This is a genomic window from Clostridium sp. FS41 (assembly GCF_000954015.1).
Lineage (GTDB): Bacteria > Bacillota > Clostridia > Lachnospirales > Lachnospiraceae > Enterocloster > Enterocloster citroniae.
Window position 1 is genome coordinate 63,318 of the sequence record NZ_JYHN01000024.1, and the last position, 25,786, is coordinate 89,103.

23 protein-coding genes are annotated in these 25,786 nt (G+C 50.6%); 9 read left to right on the forward strand and 14 right to left on the reverse strand.

What is annotated here, in order from left to right; translation table 11 throughout:
- Both CLFS41_RS02905 and CLFS41_RS02910 read left to right on the forward strand, forming a co-directional pair.
- Positions 1–1,293 carry a TRAP transporter large permease gene (locus tag CLFS41_RS02905; RefSeq protein ID WP_007862093.1) on the forward strand — a complete coding sequence of 431 codons (1,293 nt, stop codon included), beginning with the start codon at positions 1–3 and terminating at the stop codon, positions 1,291–1,293.
- A gap of 82 nt (positions 1,294–1,375) precedes the next feature.
- On the forward strand, positions 1,376–2,452 hold the full coding sequence (locus CLFS41_RS02910; RefSeq protein ID WP_161797476.1) for a LacI family DNA-binding transcriptional regulator: 1,077 nt from the start codon (positions 1,376–1,378) through the stop codon (positions 2,450–2,452).
- Positions 2,453–2,567: 115 nt separating this feature from the next.
- Here CLFS41_RS02910 and CLFS41_RS02915 read toward each other — a convergent pair whose 3' ends face one another.
- The 9 genes from CLFS41_RS02915 to CLFS41_RS02955 all read right to left on the reverse strand — a co-directional run bounded on the left by CLFS41_RS02915 (position 2,568) and on the right by CLFS41_RS02955 (position 11,509).
- Complete coding sequence (locus tag CLFS41_RS02915) at positions 2,568–3,590, reverse strand: hypothetical protein (RefSeq protein WP_007862089.1); 1,023 nt, start codon at positions 3,588–3,590, stop codon at positions 2,568–2,570.
- Positions 3,577–5,151 (reverse strand): MBOAT family O-acyltransferase, encoded by a 1,575-nt coding sequence (locus CLFS41_RS02920; RefSeq protein WP_045091399.1) that lies wholly within the window; start codon positions 5,149–5,151, stop codon positions 3,577–3,579. Before CLFS41_RS02920 ends, CLFS41_RS02915 begins: the two co-directional genes overlap by 14 nt.
- Positions 5,152–5,166: 15 nt before the next feature.
- The gene (locus CLFS41_RS02925) at positions 5,167–5,394 is read right to left on the reverse strand and encodes an acyl carrier protein (protein WP_007862086.1); all 228 of its coding nucleotides are present in this window, start codon (positions 5,392–5,394) and stop codon (positions 5,167–5,169) included.
- Between the two features lie 14 nt (positions 5,395–5,408).
- Positions 5,409–6,629: an alanine racemase gene (locus CLFS41_RS02930; protein WP_045091400.1), complete on the reverse strand. Its 1,221-nt coding sequence runs from the start codon at positions 6,627–6,629 to the stop codon at positions 5,409–5,411.
- A 112-nt stretch (positions 6,630–6,741) separates the two neighbouring features.
- Positions 6,742–8,259, reverse strand: a complete 1,518-nt coding sequence (locus CLFS41_RS02935) for an amino acid adenylation domain-containing protein (protein WP_045091401.1) — start codon at positions 8,257–8,259, stop codon at positions 6,742–6,744.
- Between the two features lie 218 nt (positions 8,260–8,477).
- Complete coding sequence (locus CLFS41_RS02940; protein WP_007862081.1) at positions 8,478–9,023, reverse strand: NADH peroxidase; 546 nt, start codon at positions 9,021–9,023, stop codon at positions 8,478–8,480.
- 119 nt (positions 9,024–9,142) lie between these two features.
- Complete coding sequence (locus tag CLFS41_RS02945) at positions 9,143–9,559, reverse strand: transcriptional repressor (protein WP_045091402.1); 417 nt, start codon at positions 9,557–9,559, stop codon at positions 9,143–9,145.
- Positions 9,560–9,698: 139 nt separating this feature from the next.
- Positions 9,699–10,673, reverse strand: coding sequence for a LysR family transcriptional regulator (locus CLFS41_RS02950; protein ID WP_007862079.1), 975 nt, complete (start codon positions 10,671–10,673; stop codon positions 9,699–9,701).
- Positions 10,670–11,509: a phosphatase gene (locus tag CLFS41_RS02955; protein ID WP_045091403.1), complete on the reverse strand. Its 840-nt coding sequence runs from the start codon at positions 11,507–11,509 to the stop codon at positions 10,670–10,672. Before CLFS41_RS02955 ends, CLFS41_RS02950 begins: the two co-directional genes overlap by 4 nt.
- Positions 11,510–11,711: 202 nt before the next feature.
- On the opposite strand from CLFS41_RS02955, the gene CLFS41_RS02960 reads away from it, so the two are divergent.
- The 7 genes from CLFS41_RS02960 to CLFS41_RS02990 are packed head-to-tail and all read left to right on the forward strand — an operon-like array spanning position 11,712 to position 18,957.
- A complete protein-coding gene (locus tag CLFS41_RS02960) occupies positions 11,712–12,521 on the forward strand; it encodes a S1 RNA-binding domain-containing protein (protein ID WP_007862076.1) in 810 nt (269 codons plus the stop codon).
- 26 nt (positions 12,522–12,547) lie between these two features.
- Entirely contained in the window at positions 12,548–13,228 is a 681-nt protein-coding gene (locus CLFS41_RS02965) for a GTP pyrophosphokinase family protein (protein WP_007862075.1), read from the forward strand.
- Positions 13,225–15,027, forward strand: coding sequence for a glycerophosphodiester phosphodiesterase (locus tag CLFS41_RS02970; protein ID WP_045091404.1), 1,803 nt, complete (start codon positions 13,225–13,227; stop codon positions 15,025–15,027). The genes CLFS41_RS02965 and CLFS41_RS02970 overlap by 4 nt, the downstream gene beginning before the upstream one ends.
- 45 nt (positions 15,028–15,072) lie before the next feature.
- Complete coding sequence (dtd, locus tag CLFS41_RS02975; protein ID WP_045091405.1) at positions 15,073–15,525, forward strand: D-aminoacyl-tRNA deacylase; 453 nt, start codon at positions 15,073–15,075, stop codon at positions 15,523–15,525.
- 32 nt (positions 15,526–15,557) lie between these two features.
- On the forward strand, positions 15,558–15,974 hold the full coding sequence (locus CLFS41_RS02980; RefSeq protein ID WP_045091406.1) for a DUF3783 domain-containing protein: 417 nt from the start codon (positions 15,558–15,560) through the stop codon (positions 15,972–15,974).
- Complete coding sequence (locus tag CLFS41_RS02985) at positions 15,971–17,410, forward strand: VWA-like domain-containing protein (protein WP_045091407.1); 1,440 nt, start codon at positions 15,971–15,973, stop codon at positions 17,408–17,410. The genes CLFS41_RS02980 and CLFS41_RS02985 overlap by 4 nt, the downstream gene beginning before the upstream one ends.
- Positions 17,407–18,957 carry an AAA family ATPase gene (locus CLFS41_RS02990; protein WP_045091408.1) on the forward strand — a complete coding sequence of 517 codons (1,551 nt, stop codon included), beginning with the start codon at positions 17,407–17,409 and terminating at the stop codon, positions 18,955–18,957. The genes CLFS41_RS02985 and CLFS41_RS02990 overlap by 4 nt, the downstream gene beginning before the upstream one ends.
- A gap of 159 nt (positions 18,958–19,116) precedes the next feature.
- Here CLFS41_RS02990 and CLFS41_RS02995 read toward each other — a convergent pair whose 3' ends face one another.
- From CLFS41_RS02995 to CLFS41_RS03015, 5 genes are all read right to left on the reverse strand, one after another.
- On the reverse strand, positions 19,117–19,938 hold the full coding sequence (locus CLFS41_RS02995; protein WP_045091409.1) for a response regulator: 822 nt from the start codon (positions 19,936–19,938) through the stop codon (positions 19,117–19,119).
- A 35-nt stretch (positions 19,939–19,973) separates the two neighbouring features.
- Positions 19,974–21,671 carry a sensor histidine kinase gene (locus CLFS41_RS03000; RefSeq protein ID WP_045091410.1) on the reverse strand — a complete coding sequence of 566 codons (1,698 nt, stop codon included), beginning with the start codon at positions 21,669–21,671 and terminating at the stop codon, positions 19,974–19,976.
- A 63-nt stretch (positions 21,672–21,734) separates the two neighbouring features.
- Positions 21,735–23,387 carry an iron ABC transporter permease gene (locus tag CLFS41_RS03005; protein ID WP_045091411.1) on the reverse strand — a complete coding sequence of 551 codons (1,653 nt, stop codon included), beginning with the start codon at positions 23,385–23,387 and terminating at the stop codon, positions 21,735–21,737.
- Positions 23,377–24,498, reverse strand: a complete 1,122-nt coding sequence (locus CLFS41_RS03010; protein WP_045091412.1) for an ABC transporter ATP-binding protein — start codon at positions 24,496–24,498, stop codon at positions 23,377–23,379. The genes CLFS41_RS03005 and CLFS41_RS03010 overlap by 11 nt, the downstream gene beginning before the upstream one ends.
- Positions 24,499–24,597: 99 nt before the next feature.
- The gene (locus CLFS41_RS03015) at positions 24,598–25,716 is read right to left on the reverse strand and encodes an ABC transporter substrate-binding protein (RefSeq protein ID WP_007862061.1); all 1,119 of its coding nucleotides are present in this window, start codon (positions 25,714–25,716) and stop codon (positions 24,598–24,600) included.
- Positions 25,717–25,786: the final 70 nt, after the last annotated feature.

Here is a 25,786-nt window from a genome sequence, read left to right on the forward strand (position 1 = left end):
ATGGATACAAACAGTATGGCGATTTTAATTCTTTTAGGTTCTTTTGCGCTTTTAATATTGATGAGGGTTCAGATCGCGTATGCAGTGGGTATTTCGTCCATTTTGTGCTGCCTGTACCTGAAACTGCCCATTACCACCATCTGCCAGATGATGGTAAAAGGCGTAAATTCCTTCAGCCTGATGGCTGTTCCCTTTTTCATTACCATGGGCGTGCTGATGGGGTCGGGAGGTATTTCCGAAAAACTGATCAGCCTTGCCAATTCCCTGGTGGGATGGATGACTGGAGGAATGGCCATGGTGAATATTGTGGCATCCTATTTCTTTGGCGGAATCTCAGGTTCCGCAGCGGCTGACACAGCATCCCTTGGGACCATTCTGATTCCCATGATGGTAGATCAGGGGTATGATGATGATTTCTCAACGGCAGTTACCATCACTTCCTCCTGTGAAGGGCTTTTGGTGCCGCCCAGCCATAATATGATCATTTATGCCACCACTGCCGGTTCCATTTCTGTTGGAAGCCTGTTTTTAGCCGGATATATTCCCGGAGCCGTGCTTGCAGTTTCCCTGATGATCGGTTCCTACATTATATCGGTCAGGCGCAGGTATCCCAAAGGGGAGAAGTTTAGCTTCAGGGCGTTTTTCCATGAACTTGGAAGGTCCGTTTGGGCCCTTGCAGCAGTTCTCATTGTGGTGGTAGGGGTTGTGGCGGGAGTGTTCACTGCAACGGAATCAGCGGCAATTGCCGTAGTATACAGTCTGTTTGTTAGTGTGTTTATTTACAAAGGACTGGATTGGAAGGGAGTATGGAAGGCATTTGGGGATTCTCTGGACACCCTGGCGATCGTACTGATCCTTATAGCCACATCCAATGCATTCGGCTATCTGCTTACATACCTGCGCGTACCTAATCTGGCGGCCGGTGCCATTACAAGCCTGACCACAAATCCAATTGTCCTGGCTCTGATGATCAATGTTATCCTATTGGTATTGGGATGTGTCATGGATATGGCTCCCATTATTCTGATCGCCACGCCTATCCTGCTGCCGCTGGCGCAGACCATTGGTATTGATCCGATCCAATTTGGGATCATGATTGTTCTCAACTGCGGTATCGGACTTTTAACTCCTCCTGTTGGCGCGGTTCTATTCATTGGCTCAGCTGTGTCTGGTGTTCCTATGGAACGGGTAGTGAGGGCCACGTTTCCCTTCTACGTGTGTATGATCATAACATTGCTTCTGGTCACCTTTATCCCCCAGGTTAGCCTGTTCCTGCCGGGGCTGTTCAGTTAAATTGAATTTGCATATAGAGGATATGTCTGTTAAAATGGATTACAAATACACATCAACAGACAGAAAGCCAAGGGATTTCCATATGGAAAAAAAGATAACAATTAACGATGTTGCAGCCGCGGCCCAGGTGTCCAGCGGTACGGTGCATAGGGCCTTGTATGATAAGCCGGGGGTAAGCGAAGCGGTCAGGAAAAAAATTGTGAGGATTGCCAATGAAATGGGATATCAACCCAATCTGGTAGCGTCCTCCCTTAAGAAGAAACCGCTGAGAATCGTGGTGGCATTTCCCGGCCCCACACAGGATAACCGCTATTTCTACGGGGAGCTGTGGAACGGATACCGCCAGTACAGGAAGGAATTGATCGCCTATAATCTGGATATCATAGAGGCGCCCTGTTACAATGATGAGGTCAACAGCTTTGCCGATAACCTGAAGAGCATTATGAGACAGTATCAGGGGGAGATTGACGGAGTTATAGGAGGGGGAAAGCTTCTTGAAAAGGATCAGCAGACGGCCTGCAGGCTCACTGAGAACGGTATTCCATTGGTTCTGGTGAGCGAGGAAGTGGAGGGAGTGGACTGCCTGTGCAGTGTACAGTCCGAACACAGGACAGACGGGAGGATGGCAGCAGAGCTTCTGACAGCACAGATTCCTGAGGACAGCAGTATCCTCATCTGTGCAGGGGACGTGCTCCTACCGTCCAATATTGAGAACACCATGGGCTTTGAATCCTATCTCAGGGAACAGGATGCCCATAATAAGCTGATCAAGGTATATGGATACAGGGGAATTGATAACGTATATGAGCGTGTTCTGGATACGCTGAGGGCAGATGAAACCATTAAAGGACTGTATTCCGTGAATGCCCGGTGCAGCCTTTTTCTGGCCAGGGCAGTGGAGGAGGTAGGCCTGGTGGGAAAGGTCCGCATCATTGGAAGCGACCTGTACCCGGAGAGCATCCGGTATATGGAGAAGGGGATAATCAACCTGATTATTGACAAGAATCCCAGGAATCAGGCGATCGTAGGATTAAAACGCCTTCTAAATTACCTGATCCGCAGGGAGGAACCTTTGGAAAAAGAGGAGAATGTAGTTTCCACCATTATATGCCGCAGCAATATGGACAAATATGTACAGGGGAAATTTACAGTATCCTAGAGGGGCCCAAAAGAGCCGTCTGCCCCTTTTGGTCCAGTGTTTTTGGAAACTGATCCAGGGGCAGGGCCTTTGCTCTCTTGGCCAGGTCGAACTTGCCGGTTTGTCAACCAATATTTTAAGGAGTATAGGAGAAATATTTTTCCGGGTCCATTTCCTTGTTTTTTATATCTGCAAGGAACCTTCCAAGTATGGTGCTGTATTCCCGGGCTTTAATTCCGTCCATGTGTCCGTCATAATCCCAGTATCCCTCCATGGTACGGTCCATAAGCTGGGGATTCATGTAGTTAAAGTTGTAGTACTTCAGGCCGTAGCGTTCCATTAGGCCGGTAAAATATTCATGGGAGGCCTGATAGGATTCCTCAAACTGGGAAAGGGTGTCAAGGGGGACAGGGGTGGTGATGACGATCAGCTCTATGTCCCTGTCCTTGCAAAATGCCGCGATGCGGTCAAAATACCGGAGTGCCTTTTCCTTGACCCGGCTTTCATCCCAGGGAATATTGTTAAAGGTTCCCTTGTCTTCGCCCTCCACCCGGTTGCGGTAGATGAATCCCCGTCCTCCGTAATGGCCGGCAGGGACATCCAGTATGGTGGGATCGTAGCTTCGGTAGGCGGGACTTAGCTTCTTTTGTATATTGGACGGTATCTGGGCGTAAAGATTCCGGTAATAGCTCCAGGGCGCCAGGGTGGAGCGGAAATCCAGCCCTGCTATTTTATCCATGAAATAGAGGAACTTTGCGGCGGATGGAGGGAAGTCCTGGTAAAAGAATATCTCGGTGGAACCGCTGCGCTGCTCATTCATCCAGTAGGATGGGTCCAGCTCATACACCACCTGAGACGGGTTCTGGGTCTCAGCGGCCAGACGCAGCAGGTAGTACATATCATCCGGATAGGCGTCTGCCATGCACAGGCTGACGGAACTGATCCCGTCCCGGTCCATGGCTCCGGGATCGATTCCATACTGTCCGTGGGAAGTCCCGATGAATACCGTGTCATAGTCCTGTCCATCCCTCAGGTTGTGAAGATTGATCCTCACGGAACCGGGAGGAATAAGGGCATAATTGAGCGCCAGGGTAATCCCCAGGCAAAGGGCCGGGAACAGGACAGCCCTGGCGGCTTTTAGCCAATTAGAACTGGGCATAGATAAAACCTCCTCCCGTTAGATTGATCTGCCCCAGAAGGGGAATGGCAAAGAGCAGCAGAAGATACACGCTCCACCTGGCGGCCAAGGGCTGTCTGGCCAGGGTCTTTCTTATTTCCATATGGTTTTCCTGGAAAAAACTGACAGCAAACAGGACCCCGAAGGATAGGGCAAGGGCCACGTAATCCTTTTTGTCCAACCCCAGATCTAACAGGCTTCCGTCTGTGAGCGCGGAAAGGGAAAATCCACTCACCGTGTTCTTCATCATGGTCAGGGCAGCCCCAAGACTTGGTGCCATGTCAAAATACCAGCTGATATTCACCAGTATAAAGGTCCGCAGGATCTGGACCACCATCCAGGCCCTGGATTCCGCCGGGACGCGGAGGGATTTGGCTGCCTTCTGGTAACAGGGGGCAAACAGGTTGCTGGCAGCAATGATCACGCCGTTATAGAGGCCGTAAACAATATATTTCCATGCAGGTCCATGCCATACGCCCACAAGGAAAAACACCAGCAGGTTGGCTATACACACCGGAAGGACACGGCCTATATGTTTTCCACAGTGGTTCTTACAGTATTTTCCAAACCTATTCATGCCCTTGGAAAGAGAAAAGGGATAGAATACATAGTCTTTCATCCATGTGCCCAGGGTAATGTGCCAGCGGTGCCAGAAATCCGAGATCGACCGCGCAAAATAGGGACGTTTAAAGTTGGCGTCCAGGGAAATGCCAAAGCACTCTGCAGCGCCCGTCACCACATCCATGCCTCCGGAGAAATCACCGTACAGCTGAATGGAATAAAACAGGACCGCTGTAATGACCACGATCCCCCCGTAGGATTCGTATTTGCCGAACACCTGGTTTACAATGACCGCGGCCCGGTCCGCAATGACTATTTTCTTAAAATATCCCCAAAGCATCAGCTGCAGCCCGCTTTCGATCCGTGAAAGACAGAAGGTCCTCTGGCCAAAGAGCTGATCTGACAGCCGGTCATAGCGTCCGATGGGACCCTGAAGGATCTGTGGGAAAAATGATACGAACAGGGCAAAGCGGAAGGGGTTGTGGTCAGGAGGATATTTCCCTCTGTAAACATCAATGAGATACCCCATGGACTGGAAGGTATAAAAGGAAATACCCAGGGGAAGCAGAAGATTTCCCGGGGTATAGGGGGCGCCGAACATCCGGCTTATGTTTTCCACCGCAAAGTTGCGGTATTTTAAAACAGCCAGTATGCCAAAATTAATAAGGAGCACAGCGGCTGTGATCCATTTCTTGTACTTGCGGTAACGCTCTTTTAATATCTTTTTCTGCCCGGGTATGGGGTTCTCAATGGATCTTAGGATCAGAGCCAGTCTGAGATCCGCCCTTTCCAGGCACAGGCCTCCAAGAAAGGTGGTGAGGGTGGTGGTAAGGATAAACACCGCCGCCCATGTGCCTGAAGCCAGGTAGAACAGGTAACTGAACAAAAGAAGCCATACCCACTGAAGCCGTCCCGGAATCAGATAATATCCCAGGACGGCTGCAGCCAGGAAAAGAAGGAAGTTCATTGAGAGAAAAGACATCCCGTCCTCCCTCTGTTAGTCATCGCCCAGACGCTGTACCATTTTCCACAAAGCGTCTGCGGAGTTGAAGTTGCCAGGTACAATATCCACAGGTGAGATCTCAACGCCAAATGCATCGTTTAATTCGCTGACAATGGAGAGGATATCAAAGGAATCCAGATATCCACCGTCAATCAGGTCCGTGCAGGTCTTAAAATCCACATTGGGTTTGATATCCTCTAAAATTTCTAATAATTCATCCATGTTTTATTCTCCTTTTATAATTGATCGATATGGATACTGCCGTCATTGAGCGGATCCGTGGGCAGATCCCTGCGCACCAGGCAAAGCCCGTCCGCTTCTGTATAGGTCAGGATCCTGGGCAGCCTTCTGCTCAGGAACAGGTAGATCCCTTCCGTCACAGAATAGGCGCCGATGCGGTCAAAGACCAAAAGATCCCCCATTGCCGGACCGGGCAGGGGAAGATTCTTGACCAGCATATCTCCGGAAGTGCACAGGGATCCGCAGACCGTCCATCGTTCTTCCTCCCGTCTGCCTGAGGCCTGCCGGGGCATAAAGCGGTGGAACGGGATCTTCATGGCCATGGCCTGTCCGTAATAGTTCACATGGTGGATGCCTCCGTCCACAATGCAGTAATTTAATCCCTGACTGCGCTTAAGGTCAACCACCTGGGTGATATAGCTGCCGCAGGGGGCTGCCAGGAACCGGCCGGCTTCCAGGGTTATGGTTCCCGTAAATTCCATTTGGTCAAGGAAATCCCGAAATTCCCTGAGCATAAGATCCTCATCCTGGATTTCCTGGCCCTCAAAGTATGGAATAGAGAGACCCGGTCCATATTCCAGTTCACGAAGTTCATACACCAGTTCCTCCCGGATCCCGGCCAGGACCCCATCCAGGTACTCTAATTCTTTTTTTAGCTTGGACATCTGTTTCTTCTGGGTTCCTGAGTAGTACTGAAGTCCTATAAAATCCAGGTGGGGATAAGAGCCGCGGTCCCGGATAATGGCCCGGACCGTCTCCTCATCCATCCCAAACTGGTTTCCGCTGGTCAGGCGCAGCAGGACAGGGACAGCGGACTTTTGCGCGGTTATCTGGCCGGATTCCTGTGCAGCACATGCTTCCAGGATCTGAAGCTGGTACAGGGATTCGGCGGTAAAGGCCGCAGCCCCTCCCTCCCCCATCACTTCCAGGATCTGCTGCGGTTCTTTGTTAACGCCGGATAGTACGATCTTCTTCCCGGGGATGCCCGCCCGCCGGCAGATGGCGTATTCCCCGGGAGAGCACACCTCAAGACCATCGGCTGCCTGGGCGGCTGTGGCTGCCAGGAAGGGGTTGGCTTTCATTGCATAGCAGATCTTTCTCTCATGGCCCAGTATTTCTTTCATATGCCGTATACGTTGATGGAATTCATCCAGGTCAAAGACATAGGACGGCGTGCCGTACATATCAGCGGCTGTTTGCAGTATCTGATCGTCCATGAAACCTCCTTTTTTCAGAGTGTGCTCTCGGAATCCCTCCGGCATCCATCTTTGCGGCTGATTTTTCGCCAGTCACGCACAAATCTGGGTACCCGGAGAATCTGGAAGTACACTAGACGCAGAGTTCCCTCAGGGCCTTCCGGTCAATTTTCCCATTCTTTGTAAGCGGGAGTTGATCCAGGTTTTTGTAAATATTTGGGAACATATAGCGGGGCAGCAGCGGTTCCAGCCCGGCGGCAATCTGCCTTTTATGGGCATTCCCTTCATAGAATGCAGCAATCTTGTTTTTTTCCTCCAGGAAAATGCATACGGCCCTGGTAATACCCTCCACGGCCATAAGGGCTGTCTCGATCTCACCCAGTTCGATCCTGTGCCCCATGTGTTTGATTTGGAAATCTTTTCTTGCCTGGAAATACAAAAGGCCATCCGGGCCGTAACAGGCCATGTCGCCCGTGCGGTAGATGATCTCAGGGTATGACTGGTTTAGGGGATTCTGTACAAAGGATGCACCGGTCCGCTGCGGGTCCCTGTAATATCCAAGGGCCAGGGCGGTGCCTGCCACGCAGACCTCCCCCTGTCTGTGGGGAGTGGTCACAAGATGGTCCTCCTCATCCAGCAGAAATACCTTTTCATTGGGAAATGCAGTTCCCATGGGAATCGTACTTCCCGGTTCAAAATCCCGGTCTATCACATAGTATGTGCAGTTGCAGGTGATTTCAGTGGGACCGTACAGATTGACAAACATGGCATGGGGAAGATACTTCCTCCACGTGTTCAGGTGTTTGACCGGCATGACCTCCCCGCTGAACAGTATTTTATCCAGGTGTGTGGGCACACGGTAAGTAAAACCGTTCAGGGTAGTGATGATGCACAGGGCGGAAACGGCCCAGATGGCTGTGGTGACCTGCTTTTGGCAGAGGTAATCCAAAAGCCCGGTGGGGATGGAGAACAGCCGCTTTGGTATGATTTCCATGGTCGCACCGGTTTTAAGGGTGGAGTAAATATCCTTTACGGAAACATCAAAATCAAAGGGGGCCTGGTTGCCGATCACATCTTGGGACGTGATATGGAACATGTCTGTAAAATGTCCTATAAAATCGATCACTGAGCGGTGACCCACCACCACGCCCTTGGGCGTGCCTGTGGAACCTGAGGTGAAAATCCCGTACAGAGGGTCCGTATCCAGGGACTGGCTGCGGATGGATGCCAGAAGGCCGGAGTCCGTGCTGTCAGGCGGCAGGGCTTTCAGTGTTTCAAGGTCTATTATTTCTCCGGAAAATGTGATATCTCCAGCTATGTTAAGGCTTTTACTGTCCGCGATCATCCACTGGGCCTGAAGGCTGTCCAGAATCCGGTTCAGACGTTTGGCCGGTTGACTGGGATCCAGATATACATAGAAGCATCCGGCTGTCACAGCACCCATAAAGGCGCCCAGGGCAAATACGTTCTTTTCAGTCATCACAGGGATAGGACGGCGCGGACCGGACCGCTGGCCGAGATAGGTGCCGATCCGGCGGGACAGCTCCAACAGCTCCCTGTATGTCAGGCTTGTATGCTCATCGGAAAAAGCCGGTTTATCCGGATATGTCCCGGCTGATCCCTCCAGAAAACAAAGTATGTTCTGTATCAAAAAATGACCTCCCATCTTGATTCAAACACACTCTAGCACAGATGCAGGCCTTGTTCAAGGAAATATTTCTGAAGATTCTATGACAATTGGCAGCAGACAGGATGTTAAAGCTGGGATATGAGATCCGGTACATAAAGTCCGGAATATAAAGTCCGGCTTATGAGATCCGGTACATAAAAATGCCGCCGGCCCAATAGGCCGGCGGCATGACGCTTTTATTAACCAAAGTATCTCTCTAACAGTCCTGCAAATGCCTTGCCGTGGCGTGCCTCATCCTTAGCCATCTCATGAACGGTGTCATGGATCGCATCCAGGTTCAGGGCCTTTGCTCTCTTAGCCAGGTCAAACTTACCTGCGGTAGCGCCGTTCTCAGCAGCTACTCTCATCTCCAGGTTCTTCTTAGTGGAGGAGGTAACAACCTCGCCTAACAGCTCCGCAAACTTGGCAGCGTGCTCCGCTTCCTCAAAAGCTGCCTTTTCCCAGTACAGGCCGATCTCAGGATATCCTTCCCTGTGAGCCACTCTGGACATGGCCAGATACATACCAACCTCAGAACATTCACCCTCGAAATTAGCTCTTAAATCCATCATGATGTCTTCAGGGGAACCCTGTGCAACACCAACCTCATGCTCACATGCCCATGCCATCTTGTCAGCTTCCTGCTCTTTGAACTTGGATGCAGGAACACCGCACTGTGGACATTTCTCAGGTGGATTCTCTCCCTCATAAACATAACCGCATACTGTACATACCCATTTCTTCATAATCAATATTCTCCTTTTCATTATTTAAGTTACGTTCCGGATGTCTGGCATCCGGAACAGGTTTGTTATTTTTGTCTGAACTGATAATAGTAATTGTTACTGATATTAATATAAATCATTTATGCCGGTTTGTCAATACCTTTATCAACTTTTTTTCCCAAACATTTTTTACACCGGCCGTAGAACAGCACATAGTGGCTGTCAATGATTCCCGGAGCGTTCTCCTGGGCTTCCTGATTCAGTTCCTCAAGGGCTCCTAAATCCATGTCATAGACCTGGTTGCATTCCGTACATACAAAATGATAATGCTGCCGGATATCACCATCAAAATGGTCAGCGCCGTCTCCGCAGGTCAGTTTCTTTATCTCTCCGGTTTCAACCAGCAGGTTCAGGTTGCGATAGACCGTCCCCAAGCTGATATTGGGAAATTCTTCACGGATGCTGGCGTATAGGGCGTCTGCCGTAGGATGGTCATGTCGGTTCATCAGACTGGCTTTGATGGATTCCCTCTGACGGCTATACTTTAAAGTTTTCATAGCATCTCCTTCTATAAGATATAATAATGATAACAGTTACTATTTGTATTCTAGCAGATTCCATCTTATCTGTCAAGATTATGGAAGAAAAAACACCCTGAGCTTATGATATGTAGGCGCGGGGTGTTTCAGAATCGGTTTATTCTGCCGGACGGTCGGCCGGATAGGGAATGCGTTCCCGGGCAATGCGGATGAATTCCCTGGTCGCCCTGGACATGTACCGGCCCTTGTGGTAGCCGATGCCAAGTACGCCATGGGCTCTGGAATAGTTTAAGGAGTACAGGTTCAGATGACTGTTTTCCAGCATGGCATTGCGGTAGGAGCGGGAGGATTGGTCTGGATTCATGAACATTTTCGGGTAAAATGTGATCCCCATTCCTTTTGCGCACAGGGCCAGCACTGTTTCAATGTTTTCCGTTTCCAGTACCACCCTGGGGCTCATCTGTGCGTCCTCAAATATCTCATCGGAGATGGTGCGGATCCGGTTGCCCTTTTTTAACAAAACAAAGGGGCACCTTTCGAGCAGCGTGACATCCGCCGTGGAGGATAGGATCTGTTTGATCTCCTCCAGGCGGTTGGGATATATCTTTTTCAGCAGTTCGTCCGGTACCACCATGAGGATCTCCTCGCCGCAGATGGGGACGGTCTCCACATTCTCCACAGTAAAAGGCAGAAGGTCGATCATCAGGTCCACGTTGCCGTGGAGCAGATCCGATGCCAGCTGGCTGGAATTGCCCTCCACCAGCCGCAGCTCAATACCTGGAAATTGGGCCTGGTAGGTGGGGAGGATTTCCGGAAGGATGACCCTTCCCCTGGTGTGGGATACACCGATGGCAAGCTGTCCTGTTGAAAAATCCTTGATATCGGAGATCTCCTTATAAGTCTCATCACGAAGGTCCAGAAGCTCCCTGGCCCTGGCCTTTAAAGCCTGGCCCGCATAGGTAAGGGTGAGGGGGGAGGTGCGGTTAAACAGCACCACATCAAACTCCTTTTCCAGATTGGATATATGGTTGCTCAGGGACTGTTGGGAAATAAACAGCTTTTTAGCCGCCCTTGTAAAATTCAGTTCTTCCGCTGCCACCAGGAAATATTCCAGGTTCAGGAAATTGATCATTTGCCCGTGCCTCCCGCTGATGCTGTGTTTCCCGCTGATGCTGTGCCGCCTGCTGACGTTGTATTTCCTGCGTCCCTGCCTGCCTGCCCGCACCTGGCATCATCCGGCTGCGCCAGAATGGAGGTGAGCCGGGGAATGTAGCCGGCCAGAAGGTCAAGGGAGGTGTTCACCACCAGCTCAGGAGGGAAGCTGACCTCCTCCAAAAGGGCGTGGGCAAAGGTGTGGTCTCCGGAATCCGCTTCGCAGTGGGCGTCGCTGTCCACAATGACCGGGGTTTTGTAGTGTTTGCAGAGTTCCAGCATTTTCAGGTAATTCTCCCTTGCGCCCTGGCGGAAGCTCATGGGATTCAGGGAACTGTTGTTAACCTCTAAAAGGGTTTTGTGTTCCCTGGCCGCGCTGACCAGGGTATCGTAATCAACCGGATAACGGCTGTCGTCCGGATGGCCTATGATGTGTATGGCAGGGTTCTTCATGACGCCCAGGTATGCGTTTGTATTCTGGGTCATGGTGCCGCTCTCTATACATGGGTGGTGAAGGCTGGCAATGGCATAGTCCAAATTCTGGAGCAGATCCTGTTCCAGATCAACCCCTCCTTCGTAATCCATAATGTTAAGTTCTATGCCCATCATCAGCTTCATGCCGTAAAGGGTCCTGGGGATGACTTTAAAATTGATAAAATGATAATAATGGCAGGTGCCGGGCATGGCCGGCGCGTGGTCTGAGCAGCCGAAGACGCGCATACCACGTTCCGAGGCTGATCTGGCCATCTCATAAAGGGAGTTATATGCATGGCCGCTGGCCGTTGTGTGTGTGTGCAGATCCAAAAGATCTATCATGGAATACAGGTCCTTTCTTACGTATATTTACCGCTGTCTGAATCATACCACATAATCTCTGTAGTGAAAAGAAACAAAATGAGAATAAAAATGTAAAATTTGGTATAATTTTTATAAGAAAACTATAGAAATATTAGGTGGGTTGTTGTTATAATGGAGAGGAATATATTTTGCTATAGATACAGAAGGTGAGGAGATTATTATGAGCGAAGAAATGAACAAGGAATTAGAAGGCCAGGTAACCGCCCAGGAGGTTGCCCCAGAGGAAGCAGCTGCGGAGAAAGTAACCGCTGAGGAACCCGTGGAGACCATGGAGGATTTTGCAGCTGAGCTGGAGGCTTCCTATCAGACCCTGAACAAGAGAAAGATCGAACTGGCAGAGGAAGAGAGCGGCGCGGGCGCAAAGTGGGCCCAGTTCCAGCAGATGATGGATGACAGGACAGTCGTGAAGGTGAAGATCTCCGAGGCGGTTAAGGGCGGTGTGGTTACAACCCTGGAGGAAGTGCGCGCATTTATCCCGGCTTCCCAGCTGTCCACAGAGTATGTGGAGAAACTGGAAGACTGGCAGGGGAAATATGTGGAGTGTATCATTATCACCGTAGACCCTGAGAAGAAGAGACTGGTGCTTTCCGGACGCGAAGTGGAGCGGGAGAAAAAGGAAGCTGAGAAAAAGGCGCGCATGGAGCAGTTTAAGGCAGGGGATGTGGTGGAAGGAACCGTGGACAGCATCAAGCCTTACGGAGCATTTGTAAAGCTGGCAGACGGTGTGGACGGACTTTTGCACATTTCCCAGATCAGTACGCAGAGGATCAAACACCCCGGCGCTGTGCTCACAGAGGGACAGACCGTTAAGGTGAAGATACTTAGCATGGAGAACGGAAAACTGAGCCTCAGCATGAGGGTTCTGTCAGAGCAGACTGCAGAGCGTGAAGAGCACGAGACATTTGACTACAAGGAGACCGGATCGGTATCCACAGGGTTGGGCGACCTGTTAAAGGGGCTGAAACTCTAAAGCGAACTAGATAAGGAGGGATAGGAATGTCCAATATCCCCAAAGCGGACGACCAGGTTGATCAGTGGCGTTCGGTCATGTTTTTGTATGATTCAGCATTAAAGAAGGTTAATACCAAGATCGAGATCCTGAATAATGAGTTTGTAAGCCGTTATGACTATAACCCCATTGAACACATCAAGTCCAGGCTGAAAACCGCTGACAGCATTGTGAAAAAACTGAAAAAGGACGGATATGAGGTTTCCATTGAGAATATGATGGAGCGCCTCAGCGACATTGCAGGCATACGCATTATCTGTTCCTTTACATCAGATATATATCAGATCGCAGAGATGATATCTTCCCAGGGGGATGTGACCGTCCTCCATGTCAAGGATTATATCAAGAATCCGAAACCCAACGGCTATAAGAGCTACCATATGGTGGTGACCGTCCCCGTGTATCTGACCGATGGCCCGGTGGAGACCAAGGTGGAGATACAGATACGCTCGGTGGCCATGGATTTCTGGGCCAGCCTGGAACACAAGATAGCCTACAAGTTTGAGGGGAATGCTCCTGAGAACCTGCTGAAGGAATTAAAGGCATGCGCTGATATGGTAGATATGCTGGATGCCAAGATGTTCTCATTGAATGAGGCCATCACGGCATTTGCAAAAGAGCAGCGTGAGGATCGGAATCAGGAAAAGACGGAAGAAGAATTTCAGTGAACAGATTGATCAGGGAGACAGATCAGGTTATTAAGTTGAACCTGCGCCAGCTGGTGGTTTTTGAAGTACTCTACCGGCTGGTTGCAGGTACATTCTATATCAGACTGGTTAACCAGCTTCTCAGGTTCTCTTTGCGCATGGCAGGGTACAGTTACCTTACCATGAGCAATATGGGGGCCTTTCTTTGGCGCCCTGTCACCATTATCTGCGGGGCATTGGCCCTGGCCGTGGGCATGGTGCTTCTGGTGACCGAGATCGGGGGCCTGATCACCGCTTATCAGGCGTCTGCCTATTCCAGGAAGATCGACTCCCTGGCCATACTGAGGGGGGCCCTGGGAAAGACATGGGATGAGTATAACAAGAGGGACTGGAAACTGCTGCCCCTGGCCCTGGCCGAGTATCTGACCATGAATTCATATCTGCTGATCCGTCTGCTTACAAGGATCAAACCCCTTAATTTTGTCATGTATGAGATCCTTCACGGCCCGGCCACCCGTCTGGGACTGGTCCTGGTTGTGGTTGGCCTGGTTCTGGTCGGGATTCCCACTATGCTGGTGTTCTTTACCTGCATGATTGAGCAAAAGGGCTTCCGGGACGGCTTCCGGCGCAGCCTGGAGCTTCTAAAGGGCAGATGGCCTGGGGCGGTGGTGCTTCTTTTGGCCCTGAACCTGCTGCTGATCCTGTTTTTGCTGGTTCTGCACTCCGTGATCGTGGTTGTGTCAGCTGTGGTGGTCAGCCTGTTTGTGGACGGTTATGCCGCCATGGCTGTGCTGGCTGCGGTGTGCAGCAGGCTGGAGATCGTGGTGCTGTTAATAGGAAGCCTCCTGGTATCTGTGGTGGATTTCGGCGCCCTGACCGTGGTGTATTACCAGTTTGAGATGAAAAATAATCACAGGCTCCCGTGGGATTTTTCTCTTCCCCGTCAGATGCATATTAAAAGAAAGTGGATGCTTACCATCACGGGGGCGCTGGCTGGGGCCAGTCTGTTTCTGATATTCGACATGGTGTATAACGGCTCCTCCCCTGACTGGTCCGTACTGGGCCAGACAGAGATAACCGCCCACAGGGGCAGTTCCAGGCGGGCGCCGGAGAATACCATGGCTGCCCTGGAAAAAGCCATGGATGAGATGGCGGATTACAGCGAGATCGATGTGCAGATTTCTGCGGACGGAGTGGTGGTGGTGTGCCATGACCTGAACCTGAAGCGGGTGGCGGGGGTGGACAGAAGGCTTGGGACCATGACTCTTTCCCAGCTGGAAGAACTGGATGTGGGAAGCCATTTTTCAAAGGAATATACAGGGGAGAAGATCCCTACCCTCAGGGAGGTGCTGGAAGCATGCAAGGGCCGTATGAAGCTGAACATTGAACTGAAAAGCATTGGGGACAGCACCGGCCTGCCGGAGCAGGTGGCTGCCATGGTCATGGAGTTTGACATGGAGGAACAATGCGTGATCACTTCGGTGAAGCCCTCCTACTTAAAGCGGGTGAAGGAATTTAATCCGGACCTGAGGACCGGTTATATCCTTGCGGCCGCCTATGGAAAATATTATGAAAGTGATGACTTTGATTTTATCAGTATCCGGTCCAGCTTTGTTAACCGCCGCCTGGTGGAGGCGGTCCATGAGGATGGCAAGGCGGTCCATGTGTGGACCGTGAACAGCAAGACGGAACTGGAGCAGATGAAGCTTCTTGGAGTGGACAACATCATAACGGATGACCCGGTGCGCGCCCGGGAAATCCTTTTCAGGGAGGAAGCCACGGAAACCGTGATGGAATACCTGAAAATGATGATCAGATAAAGGCGCAGGCAATGGACAATGGGAAATGATTAGGAGACAACGCATATGAGAGCAGTAGTACAGAGAGTGACCCATGCAAGCGTAACCGTGGACGGCGAATTGCTGGGGAGGATTGGAAAAGGATTCATGATCCTGCTGGGAGTGGCTGACGGGGACACCGTGCAGATGGCGGAAAAAATGGCTGATAAGATCTGCCGTTTAAGAATATTTGAGGATGAAAATGGAAAAACTAACCTGTCACTTGCAGATGTGGAGGGAGAGCTGCTGATCATCAGCCAGTTCACCCTGTACGCGGACTGCCACAAGGGCAACCGTCCAAGCTTTACCAAAGCCGGTGCTCCTCAGATGGCGGAATCCCTGTACAAGCGGTTTATGGAGCGGTGCAGACAGTACGTAGACGTGGTGGAAAAGGGACAGTTTGGGGCGGACATGAAGGTGGAACTTTTAAATGACGGGCCCTTTACCCTAATGCTGGACAGTGATGATCTGTTCAAATAAAGGGACTCATATGATCAACGAGGTAAAATAGAATGGCGAAAACAACAGAGACAGTATTATATTATAACCCGGGCAGGCCGGAGACCATGAAGCATGTGGCCATGATGAAAAGCGTGCTGGTGAGAATGGGAATCAGGATCCGCAACATTGGCCCGGACCAGGTGATGGAAACCGTGGGATATCTGGCGGGAATGGAAGGATTCCAGCCCCGGGATACGGATGGCAGCGCAGACAAAAGCCTTCCTGAAATCCCGGTGGAAATGATGGTGCTGAAGCAGTTCTCAAACAGGCGTCTGGATGAACTGCTCATGAACCTGAGAAAAGCGGGAGTGCCTAAGATCGCGCTGAAGGCAGTGCTGACCGAGCACAACAGCGCCTGGACCTTTTATCATCTGTATGAGGAACTGAAGGAAGAACACGAAGCCATGGCGGCGGGAAATGGACAATGACAGATCCGACCAGACACAGGCAGCTGGAGGAACTGGACCAGGTCAATTTATGCACCAGAATCCTCTATCAGGCCAGGAATGAATTATATCTGAATATGAGGTTCCTGGATCTTTCCCTCAGCAGTCTGGGATTTGAGGCTGACTGGAACAGGAACGGGGTGGCCACGGACGGATGGCTTATCTATTATGGGCCGGAGTATCTTGCCGGTCTTTTTAAGAAGGGAAGAAACCGGGTGAACCGCGCATATCTGCACATGCTGTTCCATTGTCTGTTCTGCCATATGTATAACCGTAAGGACAGGGATAAGGAATACTGGGACTTGGCTTGTGACATCGCCATGGAGTCTGTAATTGACGGACTGTACCAGAAATGTGTCCATGTGCCGAAGAATCCCCTGCGCAGGGAGACCTATCTGCGCCTGGAAAAGGCGATGGCCCAGGATGACGGCAGGAGGGACCCGGGTGGTCAGGGGGAAGGCCGTACAGGCCGCGCAAACCGCCCGGTTCCCCTGACAGCGGAACGGATCTACCGGGCGCTTAAGAAAATGAACCTTCCGGAACGCCGCGTGAAGCTTCTGAAGTCTGAGTTTTTTGTGGACAGCCATGACCTGTGGGAGCAGGAGGATGACCCAAAACAGTCCAGGCCGCGGCAGAACCAGTGGGATGACAACCGGGAAAAGATGCAGACCCAGATGGAGACCGGTTCCAAGGAGGAATCAGAGGACAACCAGAGCCTGCTGGACCAGGTCCAGGTGGAGAACAGGGAGCGGTATGATTACAGCCAGTTTCTCCGAAAATTTGCGGTGATGAGGGAGGAAATGCAGGTGGATCCCGATTCCTTTGATTATGCGTTTTACACCTACGGACTGTCCCTGTACGGCAATATGCCGCTGATAGAGCCGCTGGAATCAAAGGAAGTCTACAGGATCCTGGACTTTGTGATCGTGATCGACACCTCCATGTCCTGTTCCGGAGATCTGGTCCGGCGGTTTTTGGAGGAAACCTATGATGTGCTGTCTGAAACCGAGAGCTATTTCCGGAAGGTCCATATCCATCTGATCCAGTGTGATGACAAGGTTCAGTCGGATGTGGTAATAACAGAGCCGGAGGAACTTAAGGATTACATGGAGCATTTTGAGATCAAAGGACTTGGAGGCACGGATTTCCGCCCGGCTTTTGAGTATGTGAACGGCCTTCGGGCCAGCAGGGAGATCGGAAACCTGCGGGGGCTGATCTATTTTACGGACGGTAAGGGAATCTATCCTGTACAGGCGCCGCCCTATGACACGGCATTTGTATTTATTGAAAACATGTTTTCCGATGAATCCGTTCCGGCCTGGGCCATGAAGGTGGTGCTGGAGGAGGAACAGATCATGGAGTATGGGAGTAAGCCCAAGGACACAGGAGAGCAGGATTTAGGAGACCATAATTTATGAACATTAAACGGGCAAAGGAAGAAATAAAAAACACCATAGAGGCGTATCTGTTAAAGGATGAGAATGGGGAATATGCCATTCCGTCCATCCGGCAGAGGCCGGTTCTGCTCATAGGTCCTCCCGGTGTGGGAAAGACCCAGATCATGGAGCAGATATCCAGGGAGTGCCGGATCGGGCTGGTGGCCTACACCATCACCCATCACACAAGACAGAGCGCTGTGGGACTCCCTTTTATAGAGAAGAAAATGTTTGGAGGCCGGGAGTACACGGTGACGGAGTACACCATGAGCGAGATCGTGGCATCCATTTACAATATGATAGAGGAAACAGGACTTAAGGAAGGTATTCTTTTCATTGATGAGATCAACTGTGTGTCCGAGACCCTGGCACCCACCATGCTGCAGTTTCTCCAGTGCAAGACCTTTGGCAGCCACCGGATTCCCGAGGGATGGATCATAGCAGCTGCCGGAAATCCGCCGGAGTACAATAAGTCGGTCCGGGAGTTTGATGTGGTGACCCTGGACCGTATTAAAAGGATCGATGTGGAGCCGGACCTTGGGGTGTGGAAGGAATACGCGTATAAGGAAAATATCCATCCGGCCATTATATCCTACCTGGGGATCAAGGGGCAGAATTTCTGCCATATAGAGACCACGGTGGATGGAAAGCTGTTTGCCACTCCCAGGGGCTGGGAGGATCTGTCCGAGCTGATCCTGGTCTATGAAAAGCTGGAAAAGAGGGCTGACAGGGATGTGATCGGTCAATACATCCAGCATCCCAGGATCGCAAAGGATTTTGCCAATTATCTGGAACTTTATTATAAATATCAGAACCAGTACCAGGTGGATCAGATCCTGGAGGGGATCATTAGGGAGGACTTGTGCGATAAGGTGGCAAGGGCTTCCTTTGATGAGCGCTTAAGTGTCACCGGACTGCTGCTGTCCAAGCTGGCGGATGGATTTAAGGGCATGTTTATGGAAAACCAGGTCATGGAACTTTTAATGGTCCAGCTGAAAGCTTTCCGGCAGGAACTGGAGCCGGGGGAAGAGCCGGGGGCAGAGGCGCGGATAGAGACACGAATAGAGGCGCGTACAGAGAAAAGGCCGGATGAGGTGTTAAGGCATCTCATAGATTCCATGGAAGCTGAACGGGTCCGGAAAAAGAAGAGCGGTCTTCTGGGAAGGCAGGAGGACCGCATAAACCGCAGGTGCATGACCGTTATGGAAGGACTTGTAAAGCAAATGCAGTCCGGGACCATTACGGGGAAGGATGAGGCATGGCAGTGGGTCAGGGGTGAGTTTATGTCCAGAAGCGATGCCTACGAGGAGCTTAAGAAAGAACTGGGGCTTAAGCTGGAGCACGCCTTTGATTTCATGGAGGCCGCATTTGGCAACGGCCAGGAGATGGTCATCTTTGTCACTGAACTGAATACCAGCCAGGCCTGTGTCTGGTTCCTGGAGCAGTATGAGTGTGAGCGGTACTACCAGTACAATAAGGAGCTTCTGTTTGATGAGCAGGAGCAGGCCATCCGCAAGCTGGTGGAATAGGGGATATTCCCCATGACTGAATTACAAAGAGATTCAAGAAAAAGGCGTATCTTCTTTTGCATGTCACATACAGAAAAAGATGCGCTTTTTATTTACCTATGAATTCCACCGCGGTCTTTTATCCCACCGCGGCTTTTCGTCTCGTCACGGCCTTTTATCTCACCCGTGGGTTTCCTTCTCACCCACCACAGCCACGCCGCCGTTCTTTAAAAACTCCGAGGGCGTTACATTGGTATATTTCTTAAATACGCTGCAGAAATGTTTATACTCGCTGAAGCCCAGTTCATCGGATATCTCATAAATCCTCATGGTGCCCTGGTTTAGCATGTTCAGGGCTTTTTTGATCCTGTATTGGTTTAGCAGGTCCACAAAGGTGGTGTTAAGCCCTGCCTTCAGCTTCCTGCTGAGATAGCTGGTGCTGACTCCCAGGATTTCCGCTACCTGGTTAATGCTTACCTTTTCCTTATAATGCTGTTTGATAAACTCATAGGTCCTCTTTACGTAAGGGTCCATGCTGTTCTTTGCGCTGTCAAATATCTTCCACTCATCATAAACAGTCAGAATCCTGTCCTGGGATATCCTTTCGATCTTTTCATACTTACTGGCATAGGCTATCTGCTGCCGGATTTTGCCCAGGGATTCCTTTAATTCATCCTCGTCCACAGGCTTTAGCAGATAGTCCGTAACCCCCATATGGATGGCCTGCCGGGCCAGTTCAAATTCCGAATAGCTGGTCAGCACCAGACTGTAAAAATGCTGTTCTTTTATGGCTGTCTCTATCATCTTAAGCCCGTTCATCTTGGGCATCTTGATGTCGGTCAGCACGATATCCGGCTGTTCCCTCCGTATGGTCTCCAGCCCCTCTGCCCCGTCCTTGGCCGTGCCCACAATGATGCAGTCCATATCCAGCCAGTTCAGGGCAAAGGTAAGCCCATTTCTGATAATTTCCTCATCCTCCACAATCACTACTTTTAATAACATGACAGATCCCCCCATCTTTACGCCGGGAGTGTGCCTCACTCCTCACATGGTACCCGAAGCGTCACCACTGTCCCCTTTTCCGTTGTACTGTCAATCCCAACTCCAAACCGGCTGCCATATACCAGGCGTATTCTCTTATGTACATTATAGATGCCGATATGGTCCGTCTGGTTCTGCCCCTGTCCCAGATTGGCTTTCAGCTCCTTTAACAGCCCAGGCTGTATTCCCACTCCATTGTCCGCTATGATAACGGAAAGGATTCCGTTTTGTATTTTGGTCCGGATACGGATCTCCAGACAGTCCCTGTCCTCTCCAAAACCGTACTTAATGGAATTCTCCACAATGGGCTGCAGGGTCATCCTTGGTATGGATGCGCCTTTGCTTCCCTCCTCCAGGTCAATGCTGTATTTTAACCGGTCCCCATACCGGTACAGCATGACCTGCAGATACCGGTTAATGAAATCCATTTCCTCCTTTACCGTCACCACATCTTTGCCGTTCTGGATGCTGTAGCGAAGCATCCTGGACAGGCTGACCAGCATTTTCTCCGCCTCCCCCGGTCCGAACTTTATCATGTACCGGATGGATTCCAGGGTGTTAAAGAGAAAATGGGGATTAAACTGGGATTCCAGAATCTGGACCGTGGCCAGCATATTTTCCTTTGCCAGTTCCTGATGCCTGTCCAGCAGATGGCGTATGCTCCCGATCATGGTGTTAAAGGAATGGCCAATGCGTTCAAACTCATCCCCGGAGGTGATTTTCAAAGACACATCCAGATCACCCTTCTCCACCTGGTCCAGGGCGCCTATGAGGTCGTATATGATTTCCGTTTTCTTGTCCGCCACCTTGCCCGCGCTGCGGTAAATGGCCAGGGTCACTGCCAGGGCCAGAAATCCCACCAGCACCAGGGACATAAAGCACAGCTGGACAAAGGAGGTACAGTCATATATGACCTGTACCGAGGCCTCGCCATCCAGCACGGACACGCTGCCCGTGTAGTACCATCTGTTATCCAGGTGCACCAGGTTGCCGCCGTCCCGGAATTCCTCCATCAGCTTGCCCCGGTCATTCTGAAACCTGGACACTCCGTCTGTGAACAGCCGGTTGAACTTATTGATCAGCAGCACGGGCTGCTCTATGTTTCCCAGCTGCTCCTTAAAAGCATCGGCTTTCAGCACAAAACCGCTGTAGCCCTGAAGCCTGCCGTCCTTTACAACGGTCTGAAACATGAGCCATGCCGGAAGCGCCCTGCCGTCCACCCCCGTGTTGTCGTAAATAAAGATACAGTCATTTTTACTGTCATTCTGGTCCGTTGTGTTCCAGGGCAGGTAATTGCCTATGTATTGTATGACGCCGGCCTGGTTGTTGGTGGAAAAGACCAGGTTCCGCTCCTGGTCAAACAGGTAATAGTCCCCCCTGTAAACCTGGCTGTTAAGAAACCGGTAAATGTCGGACACTGCCTCCGTTTTATAGGAAGGCTGTCCCTTAAAGCGCTCCACATCCAGTTCTCCCGCCATCTTCTTGTTCCCGTCCACATAGCTGTCAATAACACCCTCAAACTCCCTGGAAAAGTGTTCCAGCATGGTGCTGCTTTTGCGGATGATTTGCTGGGATCCCACTGCGGTAAACACCAGAAGTAAAACCACCAGCGATATAAAACAAGGCGCAAGCGCGTGGAAGATCAAACTTTTCCGGATTTCGTCCCTGAAACATGTTTGTTTTCGCTTCTCCATACGCCTGCACCTTTTATCATTAATTTTGCACAATACTGCACGTTTCAGTTTATCATATGACAGCTACATTGTCACGTCCTTATTGCCTGACACCTTGAAGAAGATAAGCAGGGATACTACGGTGGTAACTGTCAGTATGGTTGCCAGGGCAGCTGCAGTTCCGTAGCTGGCCCGGATGACTTCGTTATAAATAGCCACCGACATTGTCCTTGTGTTGGCCGTATAAAGCATGACAGAAGAGCTCAACTCATTGATCAGTGTGATCCAGCTTAATATGGCGCCGGACGCAACGCCGGGAAGCATCATTTTCGCTGTCACCTTCACAAAGGACATGGAAGGCGAATCTCCCAGGCTGATGGCAGCCTCCTCCATGCTCGGGCTGATCTGATAGAGGATGGCGGAGCTGGAGCGAAGAGTATAGGCCTGCCTCCGGATGACCAGGGATATGACCATGATGATGGCGGAACCAGCCAGCATCATAGGAGGATGGTTAAATGCAATCAACAGCGTGATGCCAAGGACAGAACCCGGTACAATGTAAGGGAACATGGCAATGGTGTCTATCATGTTGGTGAGCCAGCTTTTGCGTCTCACTGCCAGATAAGCAATGAGCATTCCCAGTACCACAATGATCACAATGGCTGCCAGGCAGTACAGATACGTATTCTTAATGGACTGGACAGCGGTGGAAAATACCTTGCGGTAGCTTTCCAGGGAAAAACCATCCACAAACACCTGCATCTTGGTAGCGCGGAAGGAGGTATATACAACCATGCACTGAGGTATGATGGAGGTTGCTGCCAGCAGATAGATGAACAGGTGGATGAAAAACCCCTTGATACCATGGACCTCCTTGGGCTGGATGGGCCTCATGGAGCTCATGGTAAAGGACTTGGTATTTACATACCATTTCTGCAGCAGGAACACCGTTGCGGTGACTACCACCATAATGGTTGCCATACATGCTGCAAAGTTGGCGGATCCTCCCGTCTCTCCCACGAACTCTGAATAGACCAGGGTAGGCATGACGCGGTATCCCTCGCCGATCAGGGCAGGCGTACCAAAGTCAGCCATACAGTTCATGAACACCAGAAGGGCGGCTGCTATAAGGGTAGGGGTTACCAGGGGCATGATTACGGTAAACACCTTTTTAAGTCCGCCGCATCCCAGGCTCTCTGCGGCCTCGGACAGGGCCACGTCTATCTTCTTAAGGGCTCCCGACACATACATATAGATGAACGGATACAGCTTAAGGGCAAATACCAGCAGCATTCCGCCAAAGCCGTAAATGGACGGCATATGGATTCCCAGGCTCTTTAAGAACTGGGTCACGGTGCCGCTTCTTCCCAGAAGCAGAATCCAGGAGTAGGCGCCGATGAAGTTGGGACTCATCATGGAGATGATGAACAGGATTTCCAGCACCCCTTTTCCCTTTATCTTATAAAACGACATAAAGTAGGCAAGAGGTACCCCAAGTACAATGGCTACCACAGTTACGCAGAAGGTCAGCTTAAATGAGTTGAGCAATGCGCTCTTATAATATTTCTTTGAAAAGAACCTGGCATAGTTGTCAATGGTCCAGACCCCTGTCTCCGTGTCCTTGAAACCGCTTAAGAAAAGGCTGATGAGCGGATAGAGAAGGAAGAGGGCAAACAGGGCAATGATAACCACTGTCACGATGGTCCAGAAGTCCCATCTGATTTTCTTATTCGTCATATCTCTTCACATCCTTTATCAGACTCTGTTCCATGTCCTGGGTGAACACGTTGATTTTATTAGGGTTCGGTCTAAGGCGTATCTTTTCTCCCACTTTGAATATGCGGTCCACATGGCCCAAATCCTGGGAGTACTCGATACTGGGCTGGTCCTCCAGCACCATGCCTTCTCCAAAGCGCAGGAAGTAGTTGGTGTATTTGCCCAGGAAGGTCCTGCTGATAATTTCGCATTCCATACCTTCGGGGTTCAGTGAGAATTCCTCGGGGCGGACAGAAATTACCACCTTTTGTCCCTCTGTTACCGTATCCACAAGGTTGGGCATCTCCACATGGTACCCGTTTGCAAACATAACCGAAGGTATGCTTCCCTGTTTTTTTACGGTTCCGAAAAAGAGATTGGAATGGCCGATAAAGGTGGACACAAATGCATTGTATGGTCTTGCATAGATGTCCTGGGGACTTCCGATCTGCTGGATAATGCCCAGCTTCATGACTGCAATCCTATCTGATATGGCAAGGGCTTCCTCCTGGTCATGGGTCACATAAACCGTGGTAATGCCCACCTGATTCTGCACATCACGGATGGCGCTGCGCATCTCAATACGCAGTTTGGCATCCAGATTGGACAAAGGCTCATCCATAAGAAGCACCTGGGGATGGATGACAATGGCCCTTGCCAGGGCCACTCTCTGCTGCTGGCCGCCGGACAGACGCTCCGGCAGATGGTCCTGGTATTCGTCAATTTTTACCACCCTCAGGATCTCATCCACCCGCTCCTTCATTTGGTTCTTTGGCACCTTGCGGATTTTCAGGCCATATTCCACATTCTGACGGACCGTCAGGTGGGGGAATATAGCATAGCTCTGGAACACCATGCCGATGTTTCTTTTCTGGGCCGGTATATCATTAATGACCTTGTCGTCAAATTGGATGGTTCCTCCCTCTATGCTGTTAAACCCGGCAATCATGCGCAGCAGGGTGGTCTTGCCGCATCCTGAGGGTCCCAGCAGGGTAAAAAATTCACCGTTTTTTATAAAGGCGGACAGGTCCGGTATAATGGTCATGTCCCCATATTTCTTTACAACATTGTCGATTCCGATTGAAACACTCATACGTTTCCCCTCAATTCTTCTAAAATGAAGGGGGCTGACATATTAAGCCACGCCCCCGATGTATGTACTGTTCATGCAACACCTGATGTTTGGATTTGTTTACTCTATAAACAGCTCCTTAAATTCATCCAGCCACTCGGACTTGTGTGCCGCGGTGTCTGTCTCATCATCCTGGATCACCTTGATCTGGTCCATGGGAACCATGGCGTCTCCTGCCTCCACATCCTTGCGGATGGTTCTTCTGTACTGGGTGTTATTCATAAATTCCTGTACATCCTTGCTGGTAAGCCAATCCACGAACTTCTGGGCATTGGATTCATTGGGGCAGTTTTTGATGATGTATACTCCGTCACCACGGAAGATGACGCCTTCGCTCATATAAACGGTCTTAACCGGCGCGCCTGCGCCCACATACTGGGCAGAACCCTGCTCAAAGGTAAGTCCAACGGTGTATTCTCCGTCTGCAACACCCTTATATACTGCGGAAGAACCGCCTAACAGTTTGCCGTCCAGCTGTGCACAGAACTGTTTTACATAGTCCCAGCCATTGTCAGGAGTGCCGCCGCCCATTGCGTAGAGCATGTTTACCAGATGCTCAAAGGAAGAAGAGGATGCCGCAGGGTCTGCAAATGCAATCTTACCTTTTAATTCAGGATTCAAAAGGTCCTCATATCCCTCAATCTTAATATCGCCAATCAGGTCCGTATTCACCATGATAACAGATGGGATGGTATCAAAACGTGTCAGGTTTCCCTCTGTGTTCTTGTACTCATCATAGAACGCATCCTCGTTGGATGTTACGTAATCTGCAAAATATTCGCTCTTATTCTTTACGGTTCCAATGGTTCCCGACCAAAGGATATCTGCCTGAGGGTTGTCGGCTTCTGTCTGGATTCTTTTCAGAGCATCCCCGGTACCCATGGCCAGACACTCAGCGTCAATGCCTGTGTCCTCCTCGAACATGGCCAGCATGGAATCAATCATGGACTCTGTAAGAGGGCTGTAGATAATCAGCTTCTCATTGGCGGAACCAGAGCCTCCCTCATCTTTCTTTGCCCCGGCTGCCTCATCCTTCCCTGCCTCTGCACCGGCCTCAGCCTTAGGTGCCTGGGTGTCAGCGCCTTTCTCTGCCGCAGAACCTGAACTGCCTGAACAGCCTGCCAGGCTGGCCGCCACTGCTGCTGCGCATAAAACCGGGATTATTTTTCTTTTTTTCATTACCTTTATCCTCCTTTAAACTTTGTTAATGTGGTTTATGTTTTATATACCCTCAGTGGACAAGGGGAGT